13 protein-coding genes are annotated in these 17735 nt (G+C 72.3%); 12 read left to right on the plus strand and 1 reads right to left on the minus strand.

The features are described 5' to 3' along the window. Positions 1-14 precede the first annotated feature (14 nt). From ACH47X_RS09135 to ACH47X_RS09180, 10 genes are all read left to right on the plus strand, one after another. Positions 15-311: a WXG100 family type VII secretion target gene (locus ACH47X_RS09135; RefSeq protein WP_020014340.1), complete on the plus strand. Its 297-nt coding sequence runs from the start codon at positions 15-17 to the stop codon at positions 309-311. A 7-nt stretch (positions 312-318) separates the two neighbouring features. Further along, positions 319-603: a hypothetical protein gene (locus ACH47X_RS09140; RefSeq protein ID WP_020014344.1), complete on the plus strand. Its 285-nt coding sequence runs from the start codon at positions 319-321 to the stop codon at positions 601-603. A 59-nt stretch (positions 604-662) separates the two neighbouring features. Continuing rightward, positions 663-2039, plus strand: coding sequence for a hypothetical protein (locus tag ACH47X_RS09145; protein WP_036969926.1), 1377 nt, complete (start codon positions 663-665; stop codon positions 2037-2039). Continuing rightward, entirely contained in the window at positions 2039-2746 is a 708-nt protein-coding gene (locus tag ACH47X_RS09150) for a hypothetical protein (protein ID WP_397403462.1), read from the plus strand. Before ACH47X_RS09145 ends, ACH47X_RS09150 begins: the two co-directional genes overlap by 1 nt. After that, the gene (locus tag ACH47X_RS09155; RefSeq protein WP_397403464.1) at positions 2743-3474 is read left to right on the plus strand and encodes a hypothetical protein; all 732 of its coding nucleotides are present in this window, start codon (positions 2743-2745) and stop codon (positions 3472-3474) included. The genes ACH47X_RS09150 and ACH47X_RS09155 overlap by 4 nt, the downstream gene beginning before the upstream one ends. 83 nt (positions 3475-3557) lie before the next feature. Beyond that, a complete protein-coding gene (locus ACH47X_RS09160) occupies positions 3558-5225 on the plus strand; it encodes a hypothetical protein (RefSeq protein WP_397403466.1) in 1668 nt (555 codons plus the stop codon). Between the two features lie 7 nt (positions 5226-5232). Then, on the plus strand, positions 5233-7041 hold the full coding sequence (locus ACH47X_RS09165) for a discoidin domain-containing protein (RefSeq protein ID WP_397403468.1): 1809 nt from the start codon (positions 5233-5235) through the stop codon (positions 7039-7041). Position 7042: 1 nt separating this feature from the next. After that, the gene (locus tag ACH47X_RS09170) at positions 7043-11521 is read left to right on the plus strand and encodes an FtsK/SpoIIIE domain-containing protein (protein ID WP_397403470.1); all 4479 of its coding nucleotides are present in this window, start codon (positions 7043-7045) and stop codon (positions 11519-11521) included. Between the two features lie 375 nt (positions 11522-11896). Beyond that, on the plus strand, positions 11897-12265 hold the full coding sequence (locus tag ACH47X_RS09175) for a DUF2200 domain-containing protein (protein ID WP_036969936.1): 369 nt from the start codon (positions 11897-11899) through the stop codon (positions 12263-12265). A 633-nt stretch (positions 12266-12898) separates the two neighbouring features. Continuing rightward, the gene (locus ACH47X_RS09180) at positions 12899-14395 is read left to right on the plus strand and encodes an HNH endonuclease signature motif containing protein (RefSeq protein ID WP_397403498.1); all 1497 of its coding nucleotides are present in this window, start codon (positions 12899-12901) and stop codon (positions 14393-14395) included. Positions 14396-14543: 148 nt separating this feature from the next. On the opposite strand, the gene ACH47X_RS09185 is transcribed toward ACH47X_RS09180, so the two are convergent. Beyond that, a complete protein-coding gene (locus ACH47X_RS09185) occupies positions 14544-15332 on the minus strand; it encodes an SDR family NAD(P)-dependent oxidoreductase (RefSeq protein ID WP_397403473.1) in 789 nt (262 codons plus the stop codon). A gap of 108 nt (positions 15333-15440) precedes the next feature. On the opposite strand from ACH47X_RS09185, the gene ACH47X_RS09190 reads away from it, so the two are divergent. Both ACH47X_RS09190 and ACH47X_RS09195 read left to right on the plus strand, forming a co-directional pair. Beyond that, positions 15441-15854 carry a winged helix-turn-helix transcriptional regulator gene (locus ACH47X_RS09190; RefSeq protein ID WP_397403475.1) on the plus strand — a complete coding sequence of 138 codons (414 nt, stop codon included), beginning with the start codon at positions 15441-15443 and terminating at the stop codon, positions 15852-15854. A gap of 303 nt (positions 15855-16157) precedes the next feature. Then, positions 16158-17594, plus strand: a complete 1437-nt coding sequence (locus tag ACH47X_RS09195; RefSeq protein WP_397403477.1) for a family 43 glycosylhydrolase — start codon at positions 16158-16160, stop codon at positions 17592-17594. The last annotated feature ends 141 nt before the right edge of the window (positions 17595-17735 follow it).

The raw sequence follows: 17735 nt of genomic DNA on the forward strand, positions 1-17735 counted from the left end.
CGAGAGGACCGATCATGGCCAACATCAACGTGACCTTCCAGCAGATGGAGGACGCTTCCCAGCGCATGAAGCAGGAGGCCGACGACATGCAGCACAAGCTGGACCAGCTGCGGTCGATGGTCGACAACCTGGTTCAGGACGGCTATGTCACGGACAAGTCCTCCAAGCGCTTCGACGAGTCCTACAAGGAGCTCGACAAGGGTGGCAAGCAGGTCATGGAGGGTCTGAACGGCATCGGCGAGTACCTCAAGCAGGCCGCCGAGGCGCTCCGCAAGACGGACGAGGAACTCGCCAACGCGCTGAACAAGTAGTCGTCGGATGGCTGACCTCGTCGTCACCTCCATCGCCGTCGACGACGCTGCGGAGCAGCTGAAGTCGGTCCTCAACGAGCTCGAGAACATGAAAGAGCTCTGGGACGGCGGCGATATCTGGGGCCACAAGACGGTGAAGAACGCCATGGGCGACTTCGTCGAAAGCTGGTGGGTCAAGCGGGAAAAGCTCCAGGACAACCTCAAGGACCTCCAGGGAAAGATGGAGACGGCCGCGGAGACCTGGAACGACACCGAGATCGAGCTGGAGAAGTCGCTGACGCCCGACAAGTGAGGGCGGACCCCGGCACGACCCGCAGACACAACCGACCAGCGCGACCCTGAGGAGACTGGATGAGCGCCGCCCGCGTGGGTGAGTGGCATCTGCTGGACTACGACGACGACCCTGTGCCGGCCGAGGCGTCCGGTCTGGACGCGGTGATCAAGCACTACAAAGAGATCACCGAGATGATGACCACGCAGGCGGCGCTCCTCAAGAAGATCGGCGACGGCGACGAGACCCTGCTCAAGGGCGAGGCCGCCGACGCGATGCGCAAGCGCGCACGGGAGAGCCACGAGGCGCTGGGCAAGGCCGCCGGCCGCTACGAGGACGTGCACGCCGCACTCGTGGCGTACCGCCCGGAGCTGGAGACGGCGCGCTCGGAGACCGGCAAGGCCCTGACGATGGCCGAGGACGCGGCCGCCGCCCGGAAGGGGGCCGAGGGCCTGCCCGACCCGGTGAACGAGGACCGGCCGGACGACGCGCCACCCCTGACCACCGAGCAGAGGAACGAGTCCCAGAACCGCGCGGACAAGATCTCGACCGCGAACGGTGAGCTGGAGGCGGCCAAGACCAAGGCCCGCAACGCCATGACCGCCCTGGACACGGCCGCCTCGGCGGCCGCGACCAAGATCAAGGAGAACTGGGGCGAGGACGGCCTCAACCACACGTGGCAGGAGAAGCTCCGCCACAACTTCATGAAGTTCCTCAAGGGCCTGGTCGAGGTCCTGGGCTGGATCGGCATGGCGCTCGCGGTGCTGGCGATGATCATCCCAGGGCTCGGCGTGCTCGCCTGGGTGGCGCTCGGCGTCGCGGTGGTGGGCCTGCTCGGCTCCATCGTGCTCGCCGCCACCGGCGAGGAGAGCTGGATGGGCGTGATCTGGGGTGCCATCGGCGTGATCACCGCCGTCGCCGGCCTGGCCGTCGCCAAGGTGATCGGAGCCGCCGTCAAGGCCTCGAAGGCCGCGTCCCAGTCGGCCACGGCGATCCGGATGAACGACCTGTCGCGGATCGCGGAGCGCATGGCGGTCTTCCGGAACAACATCGACGGCCCGTTCAGCGCGTTCGCGCTGAACCGCGTGCTGTCCGGCGGGCTCAAGATCAGCGAGAACCTGACGAACCTGTCCAAGCTGCAGGCGCTGCTGAAGATCAACCCGGGTGCCTGGAAGATCCCCTCGTTCACCGGGGCCATCGGCCTCGGCGGCATCAAGCAGCTCGGCGCGATCAACGCCGCCCTCGACGGTCTGAAGATCACTGGGATCACCGGCGGGTTCGTCAAGCCGTGGGTGTACGTCCTGGGCTCCGGCAGCTGGTTCACCGGCTTCGTCTCCGGCGCGTGGAGCACCGGCGTGCCGGCGTCGTCGTTCGGTGACGACGCCCGCGAGAACTTCACCGGCACGACCGACTGGGAGTACAACCACATCACGACCGGAGCCGGGGAGCCGATCTAGTGAGCGAGAGCAGCGCACTCGGAACGGTGGAGGCAGCCGGCCGGGACTGGGCGTGGACCATCGACGAGGTCGAGGGCTGGACGGCGGTTCCGTCCAGCGCGGACCCGGCAGAGGTCGTGCGCGAGTGGCACGACGAGGTCGTCGCGGCGGTGCTCGCCTCGGTCGAGCCGACGATGGACCAGATGATCGACCTCGGCGTGCCCGTCTCGGACGCCGACCGGGAGCTGATGCACCGGAACGTCGCCGAGTCGGTGACCAACCTCGTGGCGTTCGCCGACCAGGTCGCGCCCGACGCGCGGGTCGCCGCCCTGGTCGGCCTGCAGGACCGGGGCCCCGTCCCCGTGCTGGTCAGCGTCGCGCTGAGCGAGCCCGGCGCCGAGGACGACACCCTCATGCAGGTGCTGGGCGCCACGGGCGGCAACCCCGTGAACCCGCCGAACATCGAGTACCTCGACCTGCCCGACGGCGACGGTGTCCGGGTCACCCGGATGGAGCTCGACCCGGACAACGCCGAGGTGTGGCTGAGCGTCGGGCTCGGCCGGCGCACCGAGCACGCGGACGCGGTGGTCGACACCGTGCTGCTGTGGCGTACGCAGGACATCATCATCGCCGAGGCGGTGGGGGCGGCGCTGGACGAGCTGCTGCCCGCCGTCCGGATCACCCGGGGCGAACAGGCTCGGAGCGAACAGACCCGGAGCGGAACATGACCGACCAGCAGCCCGCGAATCCGGACCCGAACCCGGACGCGGCCGCGGAGACGAACCCTGCCCGCGCCGGCAAGCCGACCGACGCGTGGGTCATCCTCCTGCCGCCCGGCTGGGCGCGGTTCCCGACGGGGGAGGGGCAGCAGCGCGAGCTGGACGCGGCGATCGAGGAGGTCGTCGCCCGCGCGCTGCCCGACTCGCTGCCCCGAGACCGGGCCGAGCCGTACCGGCACATGCTGCGGGACGAGCTGCACAAGAACCTCGCCGCCGCGCGCGACGCCGGCACAGGCGCCGTCTACCTGCCGACCGAGCCGATGGAGGGCGTGCACATCCCCGCCTCCATCGCCGAGATCGAGGTCGTCAGCGACGCGGGCACCGACCCGCTGCAGATCGTCACCAGCATCCTCGGGGACGGGTACGAGGAGAGCGAGCTGGTCGAGCTCGATGGCCGCCCCGGCGTCCGCGTGGTGCACACCGAGCACAAGATGAAGCGCGACGAGGACTGGCCGGAGCTCTCCACCCGCCAGGTGCTCTACGCGGTCTCGCGTGACGAGGTGGACGGCGAGTGGCTGGTCCTGTCGTTCAGCACGGTCTGGAACAGCCACAACACCGAGCGCCTGGCCGAGGCGCTGGTCTTCTTCTTCGACGCCGTGATGACGACGTTCCGCTGGGCCGGCGTCGGCACCAACATCATGAACCTGCCGGAGCGGAGCGTCCCCGGCTCCGCGTGAGCCCGGGCTGATCCTTCCCGGACCGGCGTCTCCCCGCCCCATCCTTCCCCGACTGACGCTACACATCTGAAGACGGAGCAACCGTGCAGCACCCCCACCGCATCGCCGCCGCTCTGGCCGCGGCGATCCTGTCCACGACCGCGGCGGGGGCCCTCCTCGTCGCGACCGCTCTGCCGTCGACCGCTCTGCCGTCGAACGCCCAGGTCGCGAGCATCGTCACGGATCTTGGTGCCACCCGCGCCACGACCCTCGCCACCGACACGAAGGACGGCGAGAAGAAGGTCAAGTACTACGTGGTGCCGGCCAAGCCGGAGGGCGAGCAGGAGTTCCTGTTCGACATCGCCCAGCGGTTCCTCGGCGACGGCAACCGGTACAGGGAGATCTTCGAGCTGAACAAGGGCCGCACGCAGCCCGACGGCGACGCCCTGACCGACGAGGCCGTGCTGCTGCCGGGCTGGGTCCTGCAGATGCCCGGCGACGCCGAGGGCGCGGGCCTCCAGATCGGCGTGCTGCCGACCGGTCCGGCGGAGGGCGCCGGTGAGGCGAGCGCCCCGGCCGAGGAGCCGGCCGCGCCGTCGGTCCCGTACTACGTGATCGCGGAGACGCCCGAGGGCGAGCCCGAGTACCTCTACATGATCGCCGAGCGGTTCCTGGGCGACGGCGAGCGGCACAAGGAGATCTTCGAGCTGAACAAGGGCCGCACGCAGCCCGACGGCGGCAAGCTCACCGACCCGGCGGTCGTCACGGTGGGCTGGGTGCTCCAGATGCCGGAGGACGCGAAGGGCGAGGGCCTGCAGAACGGCCCGCTCCCGGGCCCGAGCGCGGCGCCCGAGGCGAGCGCGACCGAGGCCACTGCCTCACCCGGTGGCGGCACGCAGACCGGCGGCTCCTGGCTGGAGCCCGTCCTGGTCGGCGTCGGCCTCGCCGTGGTCGCCGCCGCACTCGTGCTCGTGGTGGTCTACATCGTGCGCCGTGCGCGCAGCAACCGCGCGGAGCCGTTCGACGACAGCCTGCTGCGTACCGACACGTCGGCCTCCTGGATGGTGGACCGGGCGCTGCGCGTGCTGCTCGCCGCCTGCGAACGGGACGGCCTGGACGTGCCGGGTGTCACCGGCGTCTTCATCGAGGGCGGCGCGATGCGCCTGCGGCTGGCCGAGCCCGCGTCCCCGGCGCCCGAGCCGTTCGTGGCCAACGAGGACGGCCAGAGCTGGTCGGCGCCGCTGGCGCGCCTGCAGGCCGCCCCCGCGAGCGAGGCCTCGACCGCGCGCTTCTCGCGCCTGGTCACGATCGGCGTGGCCGAGACCGGCCGCGTGCTGGTGGACTTCGCCCGCGCCCGCGGCGTCATCAGCCTGGACGGCCCCACCCGCGCGCGGCACGAGGTGCTGCGCCGCTGGCTGGGCGAGCTCACGGGCAACCCGTGGTCGAACGACCCGCGCGTGGTCATGGTCGGCAACGGCCTGCCGCAGCCGGAGCAGGTCGAGCACCTGACGGCGATCGAGCAGGTCATCCCCGAGCTGGAGATCGGCGCCGGCGGCGTGCTCGTGCTGTCCCAGGCCCCGTCCGTGGCGCAGCAGGACCTGCTCGCGGCCCGGTTCTCCGACCCGCGGTTCAGCTGGGTGGTCATCGTGCTCGGCGAGTCGACGTCGGCGAAGTGGCGCATCACGGCGGGCGACGACGGCTGGCTGCGCAGCGGCTTCCTGCCCGACGTCCGCTACACGGAGCAGACGGCGGTGCGACGGGCCGGTGAGTGAACAACCGATGAGGGCCACCCGGCTCTCCCTGGCGGCGGCTCTGATCACCGCCCTGCTTCTCACGCTCGCCGGGCCCGCCCCGGCGCAGGCGCAGGAGGATCCCGTGCTGATCTCGCAGGGCCGGCCCGCTGTGGCGTCGTCCCTGGAGAAGCCCGAGTTCCCCGCACGCCAGGCCGTGGACGGGAACCCGAACACGCGGTGGTCGAGCGCCTTCAGCGACCCCCAGTGGCTCCGGATCGACCTGGGACGGGTCACGACCGTCAACCGGGTCGAGATCGACTGGGAGGTCTCCTACGCCACGGACTACCGGATCGAGCTGTCGACCGACGGCGAGTCCTGGGAGACGCACTGGGTGGGTGCCGGTGACGGCGGCAACGACGTCATGAACATCCTCGGCGAGGCCCGGTACGTGCGCATGTACTCCGGGGCGCGCAGCGGCACGGCGGGCAACTCGATCTGGGAGATGCGTGTCTACGGGGCGCCGAAGCCCACGCCGACGCCCACCCCGACCAAACCGAAGCCGAAGCCCCAGGTGAGCGCCACGCCCAGGGCCGTGGTCTCGCCGACGCCGACGCCGACGCCGACCCCGGTGCCGAGCCGCAGCGGCCCGCCCGGGTCGGTCCTGTACTACGTGGTCCGGGAGACGCCGGACGGCACGTTCGAGAAGCTCAACGACATCTCCGAGCGGTTCCTGGGCGACCGGGAGCGCTGGCCGGAGATCGCCGCGCTGACCGAGGGCCACCGCCAGCCCGACGGCGAGTACCTCACCGACCCGAGGACGCTGACGCCCGGCTGGGTGCTCCGGATGCCGAAGGACGCGCAGGGCAAGGGCCTGAAGTTCGGCCCGCTGCCGGGGTACGAGGGCCCGTCCCCGTCGCCGTCGGCCGCGCCCTCGCTCGAGCCGAGCCCGACGCCGACCGACGAGGTGGCCGGGACCGCTGAGCGGGCGGCCGTGGTGGTGCCGTGGCCGGTGATCCTCCCGGTCGCCGGTGGGGTACTGGTGATCGGGCTCCTGGGCCTGCTGGTCGCGTGGCTCCTGAAGCGCCGCAAGCAGGCCGAGCCGTTCGACGACAGCCTGCTGCGTACCGACACGTCGGCGGCGTGGACGGTCGACCGCGCGCTGCGGGTGCTGATGGCGGCCTGCGAGCGTGACGGCCTGGAGGTGCCTGGCACGACCGGGGTGTTCATCGAGGGCAGCTCGATGCGGCTGCGGCTGACCAACCCGGCCTCGCCGGCCCCGGAGCCCTGGCAGGTGAGCGAGGACGGGCAGAGCTGGTCCGCGCCGCTGGCCAAGCTGCAGTCGGGCGCGGCGTCCGAGAGCCCGACCAGCCGGTTCGCTCGCCTGGTCAACCTCGGTATGGCGGAGACGGGCCGCGTGCTCGTCGACTTCTCCGTGGCCCGTGGTGTCATCAGCCTGGACGGCCCCACCCGGGTACGGCACGAGGTGCTGCGCCGCTGGCTCGGCGAGCTGACGGGCAACCCGTGGTCGGACGACCCGCGCGTGGTGATGGTGGGCAACGGTCTGCCGCGGCCCGAGCAGGTGGAGCACCTGTCCGGCATCGAGCAGGTGCTGCCGGAGCTCGAGGTCGGCGACGGCGGCGTGCTGGTCCTGTCGCAGGCGCCGTCGACGGCGCAGCAGGACCTGCTCGCGGCCAGGTTCGCGAGCCCGGAGTTCACCTGGGTGGTGATCGTCCTGGGCCAGTCGCCGTCGGCGAAGTGGCGGTTCACCGCCGGCGACGACGGCTGGCTGCGCAGCGGGTTCCTGCCCGACGTGCGCTTCGACGAGCAGACCGCCGTGCGGCGGGGAGGCGAATGACATGCACGCTCTGATCACCGCGCGCCACGGAGCGCGCGAGACGCTCCTGTCCCTGGACCTGGACGAGCGCACCAAGGCGGCGGACCTGGCCGAGCGGCTCGCCGCCGAGCTGGGCGCGCCGCGCGGCAGCACGATGTACGTGGACGGCCGCGCCGTGCACGGGCACGGGGTGCAGGACCGGTCCGTCCATGGCACGAGCGGCGCCAGCGGTACCGGCGGCGCCGGCGGTGTGAACGGCCGGCTGCGGGACGCGCTCGCCGGCAGCACCGAGCTGCTCGTCGCCGACTCGGGGATCCGGGACGGTGCCGTTGTCACGTTCGGCGAGCCCGACGCCGGCAACGGCGTCTCGGGCGGCCCGGTCGACCTGTGTGTCACGGGCGGCACGGGTACCGGGGCCGTGGCCCGGCTCGGCGTGGGTGAGTCGATCCTCCAGGTGGGGCCCGACGGTCGCGTCCGCGTGGACGAGCCGCGCGAGGGTGGGCTGGCGGCGATCGCCGTCGTCGTCGCGCTGGACGGAGCGGTGCGGGTGCGGCGTGTGCCGGACCCGCGTTCGGCCGGCCGGCTGGTGCATTTGGACCGGTCCGAGGACCCGCTGGGCGAGGACGAGGAGCAGTGGCCCGCGGGCACCCAGCTCCGGATCGGTCCGAGCGTGCTGACGGTGCAGCCGGCCACGCGGCCGGACGCCGACCTGCGGCCCGCGACCGAGCCGGGACACCTGGACTACAACCGTCCGCCGCGGCTGCTGCCGCCGATGCCGCCCACGCACTTCCGGCTGCCGAGCGAGCCGGTGGCTCCCGCCCGGAACCCGCTGCCGTGGCTCGGCATGGCGATGCCCGCGGTCCTGGGCATCGTGATGGCGATCGCGTTCCAGTCGCCGTATTACCTGATGTTCGCGCTGGCCTCGCCGCTGATGGGCTGGGGCAACTGGTGGATGTCCAAGCGCAACGGCACGATCACGCACAAGGAGCGCCTCAAGCTGCACGCCGAGGAGCGGGCCGCGCTGGAGGAGGAGGTCCTGGAGGCGGTGCGCCGCGAGCAGCACCGGCGCCGGGTCTCCAGCCCGGGCGCCGCCGAGCTGCGGCTGATCGCCACGACGCCGACGCGCCGCCTGTGGGAGCGCCGCAGCACCGACAGCGACCACCTCACGGTGCGCCTCGGGCTCGCGGACGCGACCAGCCGCGTCGAGGTCGAGGACAGCGCCGAGCCGGAGCACCGCCGCAAGACCCGCGCGACCGTGCGGTCCGTGCCGGTCACGGTGCCGCTGAAGGAGGCCGGCGTCGTCGGCCTGGCGGGGCCGGGAGACTGGCCGCGTCGTCGGGCGCGGTGGATGGTGGGCCAGCTCGGGGTGCTGCAGAGCCCGCGTGACGTGCAGGTCTACGTGCTGACCAGCTCCGAGCACGTGCAGGAGTGGGCCTGGGCGGCCTGGCTGCCGCACGTGCGCCCGGCGTTCGGGCAGGAGGCCGTCGCGCTGATCGGCACGACGACGGACACGCTGGCGGCCCGCGTCGCCGAGGTGAACTCCCTGATCACGCAGCGCCGCGCCGCGATGGAGGGCGCGAGCGGCAAGGTCATGGCGGGCCCGCAGGTCGTCGTCGTGCTCGACGGCGCCCGGCGCCTGCGCGCGCTGCCCGGCGTCGTCTCGATCCTGCGGGACGGGCCCGGCGTCGGCGTGAGCGTCGTCTGCCTGGACGGCGACGAGCAGCTGCTGCCGGAGGAGTGCACGGTCGTGGCGCTCGCCCGCGTGGACGGCGGCATGACGCTGCGCCGGCAGGACGCCGACGACCTGCGCACCATCCTGGTCGACGAGGTGAACGACGACTGGTACGAGCCCGTGGCGCGCGCCGTCGCGGCCGTGCACGACGTCACCGCCAGCGAGGGCGAGGGCCTGATCCCCGACTCGGCGCGCCTCGTGGAGGTGCTCGACATCGAGGAGGTCGGCGCCGACCAGATGGTCGCCCGGTGGCGGATGATCTCTTCCACCGGCAAGGGCAGCACGGCCGCCGTCGTCGGCGTCTCCCTGGACGGGCCGTTCGTGCTCGACATGGTGCGCGACGGGCCCCACGCCCTGGTGGGCGGCACCACCGGTTCCGGCAAGTCCGAGTTCCTCCAGACCGTGGTCGCCTCGCTCGCCGTGGTGAACACGCCCGAGACCATGAACTTCGTGCTCGTCGACTACAAGGGCGGCGCGGCGTTCAGCCAGTGCGAGCAGCTGCCGCACACGGTCGGTATGGTCACGGACCTCGACACGCACCTCGTGGAGCGCGCGCTCGACTCGCTGCGCGCCGAGCTCACCTTCCGGGAGCACGTGCTGGCCGCCGCCGGCGCGAAGGACCTGGAGGACTACCTCGACGCCCAGGGCCGCGGGTACGTGGGTCCCACGCTGCCGCGCCTGATGATCGTCATCGACGAGTTCGCCTCCATGGTGCGCGAGCTGCCCGACTTCGTCACCGGCCTCGTCAACATCGCCCAGCGAGGCCGCTCGCTCGGCATCCACCTGATCCTGGCCACGCAGCGCCCGTCCGGCGTCATCTCCCCGGAGATCCGCGCCAACACGAACCTGCGCATCGCCCTGCGCATGACGGACAAGAGCGAGTCCAAGGACGTCATCGACGCGAACGAGGCCGCGGAGATCGCCAAGACGCAGCCCGGCCGCGCCTACGCGCGCCTCGGCCACTCGTCCCTGGTCCCGTTCCAGTCGGCACGCGTGGGCGGACGGCGCCTGTCGCTGTCCGACGTCGGGCAGGTCGAGGCGCCGTTCGTGGCCCGGATCCCCGTGGCCGACCTCGGCGCGCCCGCACCCGTACGCCCGCGCGCGAAGCGGCAGGAGGACGTCGAGACCGACCTCGCGGCCCTGGTCGAGACGCTGCGCGAGACCGCCCGCCTCGGTGGCTGGGCCGACCCGCGGCGGCCGTGGCTCCCCGCACTGCCGGACCTGCTCCCGTTCGGAGACGTCGTGCAGCCGAGCGCGCAGTCCCAGTTCGCCTGGGCGGTGGAGGACTCGCCGTCCGACCAGCGCCAGGGGCCCGCCGTCATCGACCTCGACGAGTTCGGGCACCGCTACGTGGTGGGCGCCCCGGGCAGCGGCCGGTCGACGACGCTGCGCACCAGCGCCTTCGCCGCGGCCTCCGGGATGTCCGTGGCCGACCTGCACCTGTACGCGATCGACTGCGGCAACGGCGCGCTGACCGTCCTCAACGAGCTGCCGCACACCGGCGCCGTCGTGCAGCGAGGGCAGGCCGAACGCGCCAAGCGGCTGCTCACCCGGCTGCAGGCCGAGCTCGGCCGGCGCCAGCAGGTGCTCGCCGCCGGCAACTTCGCCAGCGTCACCGAGCAGCGGGAGCTCGCCGAGCCGGGCACCCGCCTGCCGCGCGTGCTCGTGCTGATCGACCGGTGGGAGAGCTTCATGAGCACCTACGGCGAGGTCGACAGCGGCAAGCTCGTCGAGATCGTCCAGGAGCTGCTGCGCGACGGCGCGAGCGCCGGCATCCACCTCATGGTGGCCGGCGACCGCAGCCTGCTCTCCAGCCGGATGAGCGTGCTGACCGACGACGCGCTCGTGCTGCGCCTGACCGACCGGTTCGACTACGGCATGGTCGGCATCGACCACAAGAAGCTGCCCGAGGAGATCCAACCGGGCCGCGCGTTCCGGTCGGGCAGCGGCATGGAGGTGCAGGTCGCGATCCTCGGCGACGACCCGGCCGGCCGCGCCCAGACCAGTGCCGCCCGCGTCATGGCGGCGGCGATTCGCGAACGGGAGGACGTGGTGCCCGGCACCGGGCCGTTCCGCGTGGACGACCTGCCGTCCACGATCACGGTCGACGCCGCCTACCAGTACGTCGGCCCCGAGGCGGCGCAGCCGATGTGGGCGCTGCTCGGCGTCGGCGGCGACGACCTGACCGCGTTCGGCATGGACCTGGCCGGTGACGCGCCCGCGTTCCTGGTGGGCGGCCCGGCCAAGTCGGGCCGGTCCACCATGCTGACCGTCATGACGGAGTCGCTGCTGCGTGGCGGCACCCAGGTGGTCATCCTCGCTCCGCGCCCCAGCCCGCTGCGCGACCTCGAGGGCCGCGAGGGTGTGCGGGCCGTCCTGACCGGCACGGAGATCACCGAGGAGGATCTCAAGCCGCACCTCGACCCGGACGGCGAGCCGGTCGTGCTGGTCGTGGACGACGGCGAGCTCGTGGCCGACGCCCCCGCCAAGACCTGGCTGCGCGCCTACCTGCGCACGGCCGCGGACAACCGGCGCGGCCTGATCCTCGGCGGCGACGCCTCCGAGGTGGCCAGCGGGTTCTCCGGCTGGCAGGTCGACGTCAAGAAGAGCCGGCGGGGCGCGCTGCTCAGCCCGCAGGACCGGTTCGACGGCGACCTCGTCGGCGCGAGCCTGCCCCGCTCCGCGGTCTCGACCCAGGTCACGCCGGGCAAGGCGCTGGTGCACCTGGGGTCCGGGGAGCTGATGACGGTGCTGGTGCCGACGCTGTAGCGCGTGAGGTGATGGCGAACCGGGACCGGGTTTCCGGTCCCGGTTCGCCGAAGGTGCGTCTCGAACCCGGCGAGAGTGCAGACGTCCCCTTTCGCTCTCCGCACGCCCGATGACGCCACGCCCCGGCGACCACGCCGGGGCGATCCTTACCGTGAGCCGACGCGCAACGTGACCGCCGTCGTCTGGCCGGGCGCGGAGCTCCGGGGGGACAGGTCTGGGCAACGACGCCGCCCGCCCGAACACCGTCACGCCGGACCGGGCGCGCGAGGCGGTCGCGGCCGGGGCGGCGAGCGTGCTGCACGACCTGACGGGGATCGTCGTCGAGCTCGGCTGGCGTCCCCAGGGGATGTCAGGGGTCTCCGTTAGTGTCGGACCATGGCACGACACCGGATCTTCGCCATGAGCTTCGCCAGCATCTACGTCATGTACGTGCAGAAGGTGGAGCGAAAGGGCCATACGACCGCCGAGCTGGACCAGGTCATCACCTGGCTCACGGGCTACGACGACGCCGGGCTGCGCCGTGTCCTGGACAGCGAGATCGACATGGAGACCTTCTTCGCCGAGGCCCCGGCGATGAACCCGAACGTGTCCCTGATCAAGGGCGTCATCTGCGGCTACCGGGTCGAGGACATCGAGGACCCGCTGATGCAGCAGATCCGCTACCTGGACAAGCTGGTCGACGAGGTGGCCCGCGGCAAGAAGATGACGTCGATCCTGCGGGGGAGCGAGACGGCCGGGATCTGAGGCGGCCCTGGGCGCTGTTGCGCGGGCGGTGCTCCTGGGGCGGGACAGGCTGCTGTATTGGTGCATGAGGGTGCGGATGCGCAGTGGTGTGGCCGCGCGATTGTCTAGTCGTGCGGCTGCGTAGTCGTACGGCCGAGTAGCTGTGCAGCGGTGCCGCCGTCCGCTTGATGAGGGTTGGCGCTGGGCCGGACCACGCGGCACGCCCTGCTCGTAACCGAGCGCGGTGGGGCTGGCTGCGCGCGCGGCACGGGGCCGTGGTCTGCGCCGCATCGGCATGTCGTCAGCAATCGCTCGCTGGCGCGCCAACGGTTATCCACAGATTTCAAATGTCCCTCGCGGTGCGTATGAACGTTCGAGACAATGGTGTCAGGCGAACGACGAGGGCAGGGGGTGGCATCAGTGGAGTCCACGAACGAGACGGGCCCGGGGGGTGTGCCCCCGATCGGTGCTGGTGCTGGTGTGGGGTCGTTGGAGGGAGTGTTGGACCGGATCGAGGCCGCCGTGAGCGAGCTGGTCGGCCTGGTAGCGCCGGAGGTCTTGGAGGGTTGGGGTGCGCCGTCGGTCACGAGGTTGATGCAGGCCCATACCAGGGTCCGCCGGGTGGCCGGTCGGTTGGAGGGTGTGCGGTTGACGGTGCTGCCCCGGATCGAGGACGACGGGTCCTGGCGCGCGGGTGGCATGTCGCGTACGTTCACGTCCTGGCTGCGGCTGCGTGAGGGTGTCGCGGCGGCGACGGCCCGGAAGGACGTGACGACCGCCCGCCGCCTGGCCCAGGCCCTCCCGCGGACCCTTACCGGCCTGGTCGCGGGCACCCTGGGTGTGGATCACGCCCGGGTGATGAGCGAGGTCGCGCCCACGAGTCAGACCCGTCAGGACGCGTTGGCGTGGTTGGTCGACACCCGCACGGGTGAACCCACTACCCCGGAGGCGTTCGTCCAGACCGTTGCGGTGGACCTGCCCGACCCTGCTGATGACTTGGACGGTACCCGCACCCGCGAGACCATCACGAACGTCCTGGAGACGGCGATCGAGGACGGGATCCTGGTCACCGGTGAGGGTCTGGTCCTGCGTGAAGCAGGTGTGTTGAACGCGGACCAGTTCCGGGTCGTGGCCCGCCGGTTCGCGACGGTGACCGACCCGGACACCGATGACGTGCAGGACGACAAGGCCGTCCGGGGTGAGTTCTTGGACGTGTCCAAGACTCTGGGCGGGTACCACGTCGCGGGCTTCCTCACGGACGAGCACGGTCTGCTGGTCTCCACCGCGGTCACCGCCCTGATCGGTGCCCCGGCTGCGGGCGAGGACCGGGCCCCGGGGCAGCGTCGGGCGCAGGGTCTGGCGGACCTGGCGCGCCTGACCCTGGACGCGAACCTGGTCTCTCCGGGTGCGGGGATCGCGCCGCATCTGAACGTGACGGTGTCCTGGTCGGAGCTGGTCGCTCAGGTCACCCGGACCCGGGACGGGTTGTGCCTGACGTGTGGGCAGGGAACCCCGGGACGGGGCGCTGGGCCGACCCGGTTCACGGACGCCACCACGACGGCGGGGCCGAGCATGCCTGGTGCTGGTGCTGGTGCTGGTGCTGGTGCTGGTGCTGGTCTGTTGGGTTCGGGTGGTGCGGTGTTCACGGAGTCCGGTGGTCGGGTTCCGCGGGGGTTGTTGCGTCGGTTGGCGTGTGACAGTGCGGTGACGCGGGTCGTGTTCGGTCCCGATGGTGCGGTGCTGGATGTGGGGCGGGCGCAGCGGACGGTGTCGGGGCAGATGCGTCGTGCGGTGATCGCTCGTGATGGGCGGTGTGTGTTCCCGGGGTGTGATCAGCCGCCGTCGCGGTGCGAGGTGCATCATGCGGTCACGCACTGGGCCGATGGTGGGGGCACGTCGGTGTCGAACAGTGCGTTGTTGTGCTGGTTCCATCATCAGTTGGTCGATACCCGGGGGATCACGATGCGCTGGGCCGGCAAACCCACCACGACTACGACGGCGGGGGCGTTGCTGGAGTCGGGGTGGGGGTTCACCGATGCCCGCGGCCGCCGGATCGGTCTGCCCGCACCCGTGGAGCCGGCCCCGGGCCACGGCCAGCGCGCCGGCAAGCCCGACGATCCGACCGGCATACCACCGGCAGCAGCCGCATGACCACCACCACCCGACCTGACCGACCGCACCGGACCGCACCCGCTGCCCGACACTAGAGGGTGCCGCGTGTCGGTCAGATGGCACGGTCGCGCCCATGGCGCGGCGCGACCGTGCTCCTCGTCCTCTGCCGTTGGTTGGTGGCCGTGACCTACAAGCCCATCGCGTTCGCCACCACCTCGCGCTCCGCACCCGTCGCGAGACGCCAGACGGAGTCGGCGAGGTCGTCGGGGTCCAGCACCGCCCCTGGGGGCAGATCGGAACCAGGCGTCCCCGCGAGGTTGCCGTCGTCACCAGCATCACCAGCGCCATCTCCACCGGCGTGCCCATGACCAGCCGTCAGCAACCGGTGGATGTCGCCGCGTTCGATGAGCCCGCCGACCACCAGCGAGCCCACGTGGACGCCGTCGGGGGCGGTGGCCTCGGCGAGGGTCAGGGCGTAGGTGCGGAGGGCGGCCGAGGCCGGGGCGAAGGGGCCGAGGAACGGCAGCGGCACGACCGCGCTGAGCCCGGAGACGTAGACGATGGCGCCGCTGCCGCGTTCGCGCATGCCCGGCAGGACCAGGCCGGCGAGCTCGACGGCGGGGTCCACGACCTGGGCCGCGGCGGCGCGCACGTCGTCGGGGCTGGTCTCCAGGATGCCGATCGGGGCGGCTGACGGGTTGTCCGCGCCCGGCCCGTGGTAGACGACGTCGACGGGACCGAGCTCGGCGTGGACCTCGTCGATCGCGCGGCGCAGCTCGCCGGGCGCGCGGACGTCGGCGGCGACGGCGACGGCGCTGACGCCGCTCGCGCGCAGGTCGTCGAGGTAGCCCGGGTGCCGGTCGGCGCTGCGGGAGACCAGGCCGACCTGGTAGCCCTCCTTGCCGAACCGTCGGGCTACGGACATGCCGAGCCCGGGTCCGGCGCCCAGCACCAGCATCGTGGGGGAAGTGCTCACTCTTCTCTCCTCGTTCTTCGCGGTGGATCTCGCGGTGTATCTCGTGGTGGGTACGGTGACGACATCGATCCTCACTTCCCCGCGGACCTCTCGGAAGAAGGCACTTTCATGTCAGATGGGAACACCGGTGTGCCTCACCCCGACGCGCCCCACCCAGACGCCCACATGGTCGCCGCCGCCGTCGGCGGGCTGATGCCGGGCCGGGTGCCGGCCGCGGAGTACGAGGCGTGCCCCGTCACGCACGCGGTGCGGATGCTCGGCGACAAGTGGACGCTGCTCGTGCTGATGCTGCTCGCCGAGCGCGCGCACCGCTTCAACGAGCTGCACCGGCGCGTGGACGGCATCAGCCAGCGGATGCTCACCCGCACCCTCCGCGCACTGGAGGACGACCGGCTGGTCGCCCGGACCGTCTTTCCCACCGTGCCGCCAGGCGTCGAGTACGACCTCACCGAGCGCGGCCGCGAGCTGCTGGTCCCGCTGTCGGCCCTCGCGGACTGGGTCGTGAAAGACCGGGCGGCATAGCCGCCCACCAGCTCCCGACCGGCCCAGGACCGGCTCAGGACGGGCCCAGGACGGGCCGCCGGTCGATCCGAGGCGGCCCCTGGCCGACCCGAGCCCGACCCGAGCACGACCCCCAGCACGACCCGAGCACGACCCCGACCCCCCAGCCCGACCCGAGCCCGACCCCTCAGCCCGACCCGAGCCTGACCAAGGACCAAGCCCCGGCCGCACCTTTCTGTCGCGTCTTGAGCGGCGAAATTTCGCCGGTTAGCGTCGCGTCGAACGTGCGGCGACGTCGCCGCGCACGGAACGGAGGGCGTGCCCATGACAGGTCCAGCGAATGGTCTTCCCGTCGACCGGCGGGCGGTGCTGGCGGGTGCCGCCGGGGTCGCCGGCTCCCTGGTGGCGGGGCTTGCCGGGCCTGCCGCGTCCGCAGCGGCGCAAGGGCGGGCAGCAGGCCCGGCCTCCAGCGGAGGACCGGCCGGCACCACAGCCGCCGACACCGCCGCCACCACAGCCGCCGGCACCTCACGCGGCCGTCACCCTGCGAACTGGCCCGACCCCGAGCCCTACGGCCTCGCGGACACCCGCGCCGACCTGTGGCCGCGCGACGACAACTCGTTCGTCCTGCCGCTTGAGCTGCGCCCGCGGGACGAGGAGCTCGGCCGGGTCTGGATCCGGGACACCTACGTCAACTGCTTCGTCGTCGACGGCAGACCCGTCTACGTGGCCACGGGCACCACGCGCGTCCCGGGGCTTCCGGCAGCCGGGCCGTGGAACGACGGCATCTTCCTGTGGGTGGCCCCGTCGCTGCGCGGGCCGTGGCGGCTCGCCGACACGACGGCTGTCCGGTCCGACCCCGCGACGGGCGCCGAGAAGGGCAAGGTCTGGTCGCCGGAGTTCGTGGGGGAGAACCGCCCCGGCCGCACGGTCGTCGCGCCGTGGCAGGAGTACTGGGACGACCACGGCCAGTTCGGCAAGCGCGGCAACGTCTGGGCCCCGGAGGTGCACTACTTCCGCGGCACCTGGTACATCGTGGCCTGCATGGGCGACCACTCGACCAAGGTCGGCTCGTTCCTGCTGATCAGCGAGGGCGGGCCCGAGGGCCCGTACCGGCTGGCCGAGGGCAACGTGGACAAGCCGTTCGGTGACCCCTTCATCGGGGGGCCGTCGTTCATCGCCCCGGGTGCCTACCACCACATCGACGGCAGCATGTACACCGAGGACGGCGACGCCTGGCTGGTGCTGCACAACCACCTGTACGCGCCGTTCCGGGACGACATGGAGGACATCGTCCCCACCACGAACCTGCCGCTGTTCCAGCAGACGCCGTACACGCCCGAGCCCTACCTGGAGGGCGCCTACGTGTTCAAGCACGGCGGCAAGTACTTCCTGGTGCACGCGGCCTGGGACCGCACGTCGACCAACCCGGACGGGACCACGCGCAACGCCTACGACAACCCGGGCGCCGGGCGGGTGCAGTACCAGTACGACGCCGTCGTCGCCGTCGCCGACCGGTTCGAGGGCCCGTACTCCGAGCGCTGGACCGCGGGAGTGGGCGCGGGCCACAACAACTTCTTCCTCGACCACCACGGCCGGCCGTGGGCGACGTTCTTCCGCAACCCGGCGGCCGGCTACTGGGCCGACCCGGCGCGCGTGGGCGACGCTGCGGCGGCCGGCGTCGTCCGCCTGGAATGGACCGGCCCGGAGGGCAACCGCCTGTACGTGGCACGCCGCACCCCCCACCCGCCCGACGCCTGAGCGCCCGGCGTCTTTCGAACGTAGGGTCCGTCGGCGCCGCGGGGCCGGTCGGGGGTCGGGGCCAGTGGCGCCCGGGGGGGGGGCCCGCCGCGGGGGGGGGGGGGCCCGGGGGGTGGGGGCGCCCCCCGTGGGCGCCGCCCT

It is taken from the genome of Promicromonospora kroppenstedtii, assembly GCF_044389675.1.
GTDB classification, from domain to species: domain Bacteria; phylum Actinomycetota; class Actinomycetes; order Actinomycetales; family Cellulomonadaceae; genus Promicromonospora; species Promicromonospora kroppenstedtii.

What these genes read in the sequence shown, in the direction of transcription:
- ACH47X_RS09135 (WP_020014340.1), top strand. Translation starts at nt 15, where the DNA reads ATGGCCAACATCAACGTGACCTTCCAGCAGATGGAGGACGCTTCCCAG.
- ACH47X_RS09140 (WP_020014344.1), top strand. Translation starts at nt 319, where the DNA reads ATGGCTGACCTCGTCGTCACCTCCATCGCCGTCGACGACGCTGCGGAG.
- ACH47X_RS09145 (WP_036969926.1), top strand. Translation starts at nt 663, where the DNA reads ATGAGCGCCGCCCGCGTGGGTGAGTGGCATCTGCTGGACTACGACGAC.
- ACH47X_RS09155 (WP_397403464.1), top strand. Translation starts at nt 2,743, where the DNA reads ATGACCGACCAGCAGCCCGCGAATCCGGACCCGAACCCGGACGCGGCC.
- ACH47X_RS09165 (WP_397403468.1), top strand. Translation starts at nt 5,233, where the DNA reads ATGAGGGCCACCCGGCTCTCCCTGGCGGCGGCTCTGATCACCGCCCTG.
- ACH47X_RS09170 (WP_397403470.1), top strand. Translation starts at nt 7,043, where the DNA reads ATGCACGCTCTGATCACCGCGCGCCACGGAGCGCGCGAGACGCTCCTG.
- ACH47X_RS09175 (WP_036969936.1), top strand. Translation starts at nt 11,897, where the DNA reads ATGGCACGACACCGGATCTTCGCCATGAGCTTCGCCAGCATCTACGTC.
- ACH47X_RS09190 (WP_397403475.1), top strand. Translation starts at nt 15,441, where the DNA reads ATGTCAGATGGGAACACCGGTGTGCCTCACCCCGACGCGCCCCACCCA.
- ACH47X_RS09195 (WP_397403477.1), top strand. Translation starts at nt 16,158, where the DNA reads ATGACAGGTCCAGCGAATGGTCTTCCCGTCGACCGGCGGGCGGTGCTG.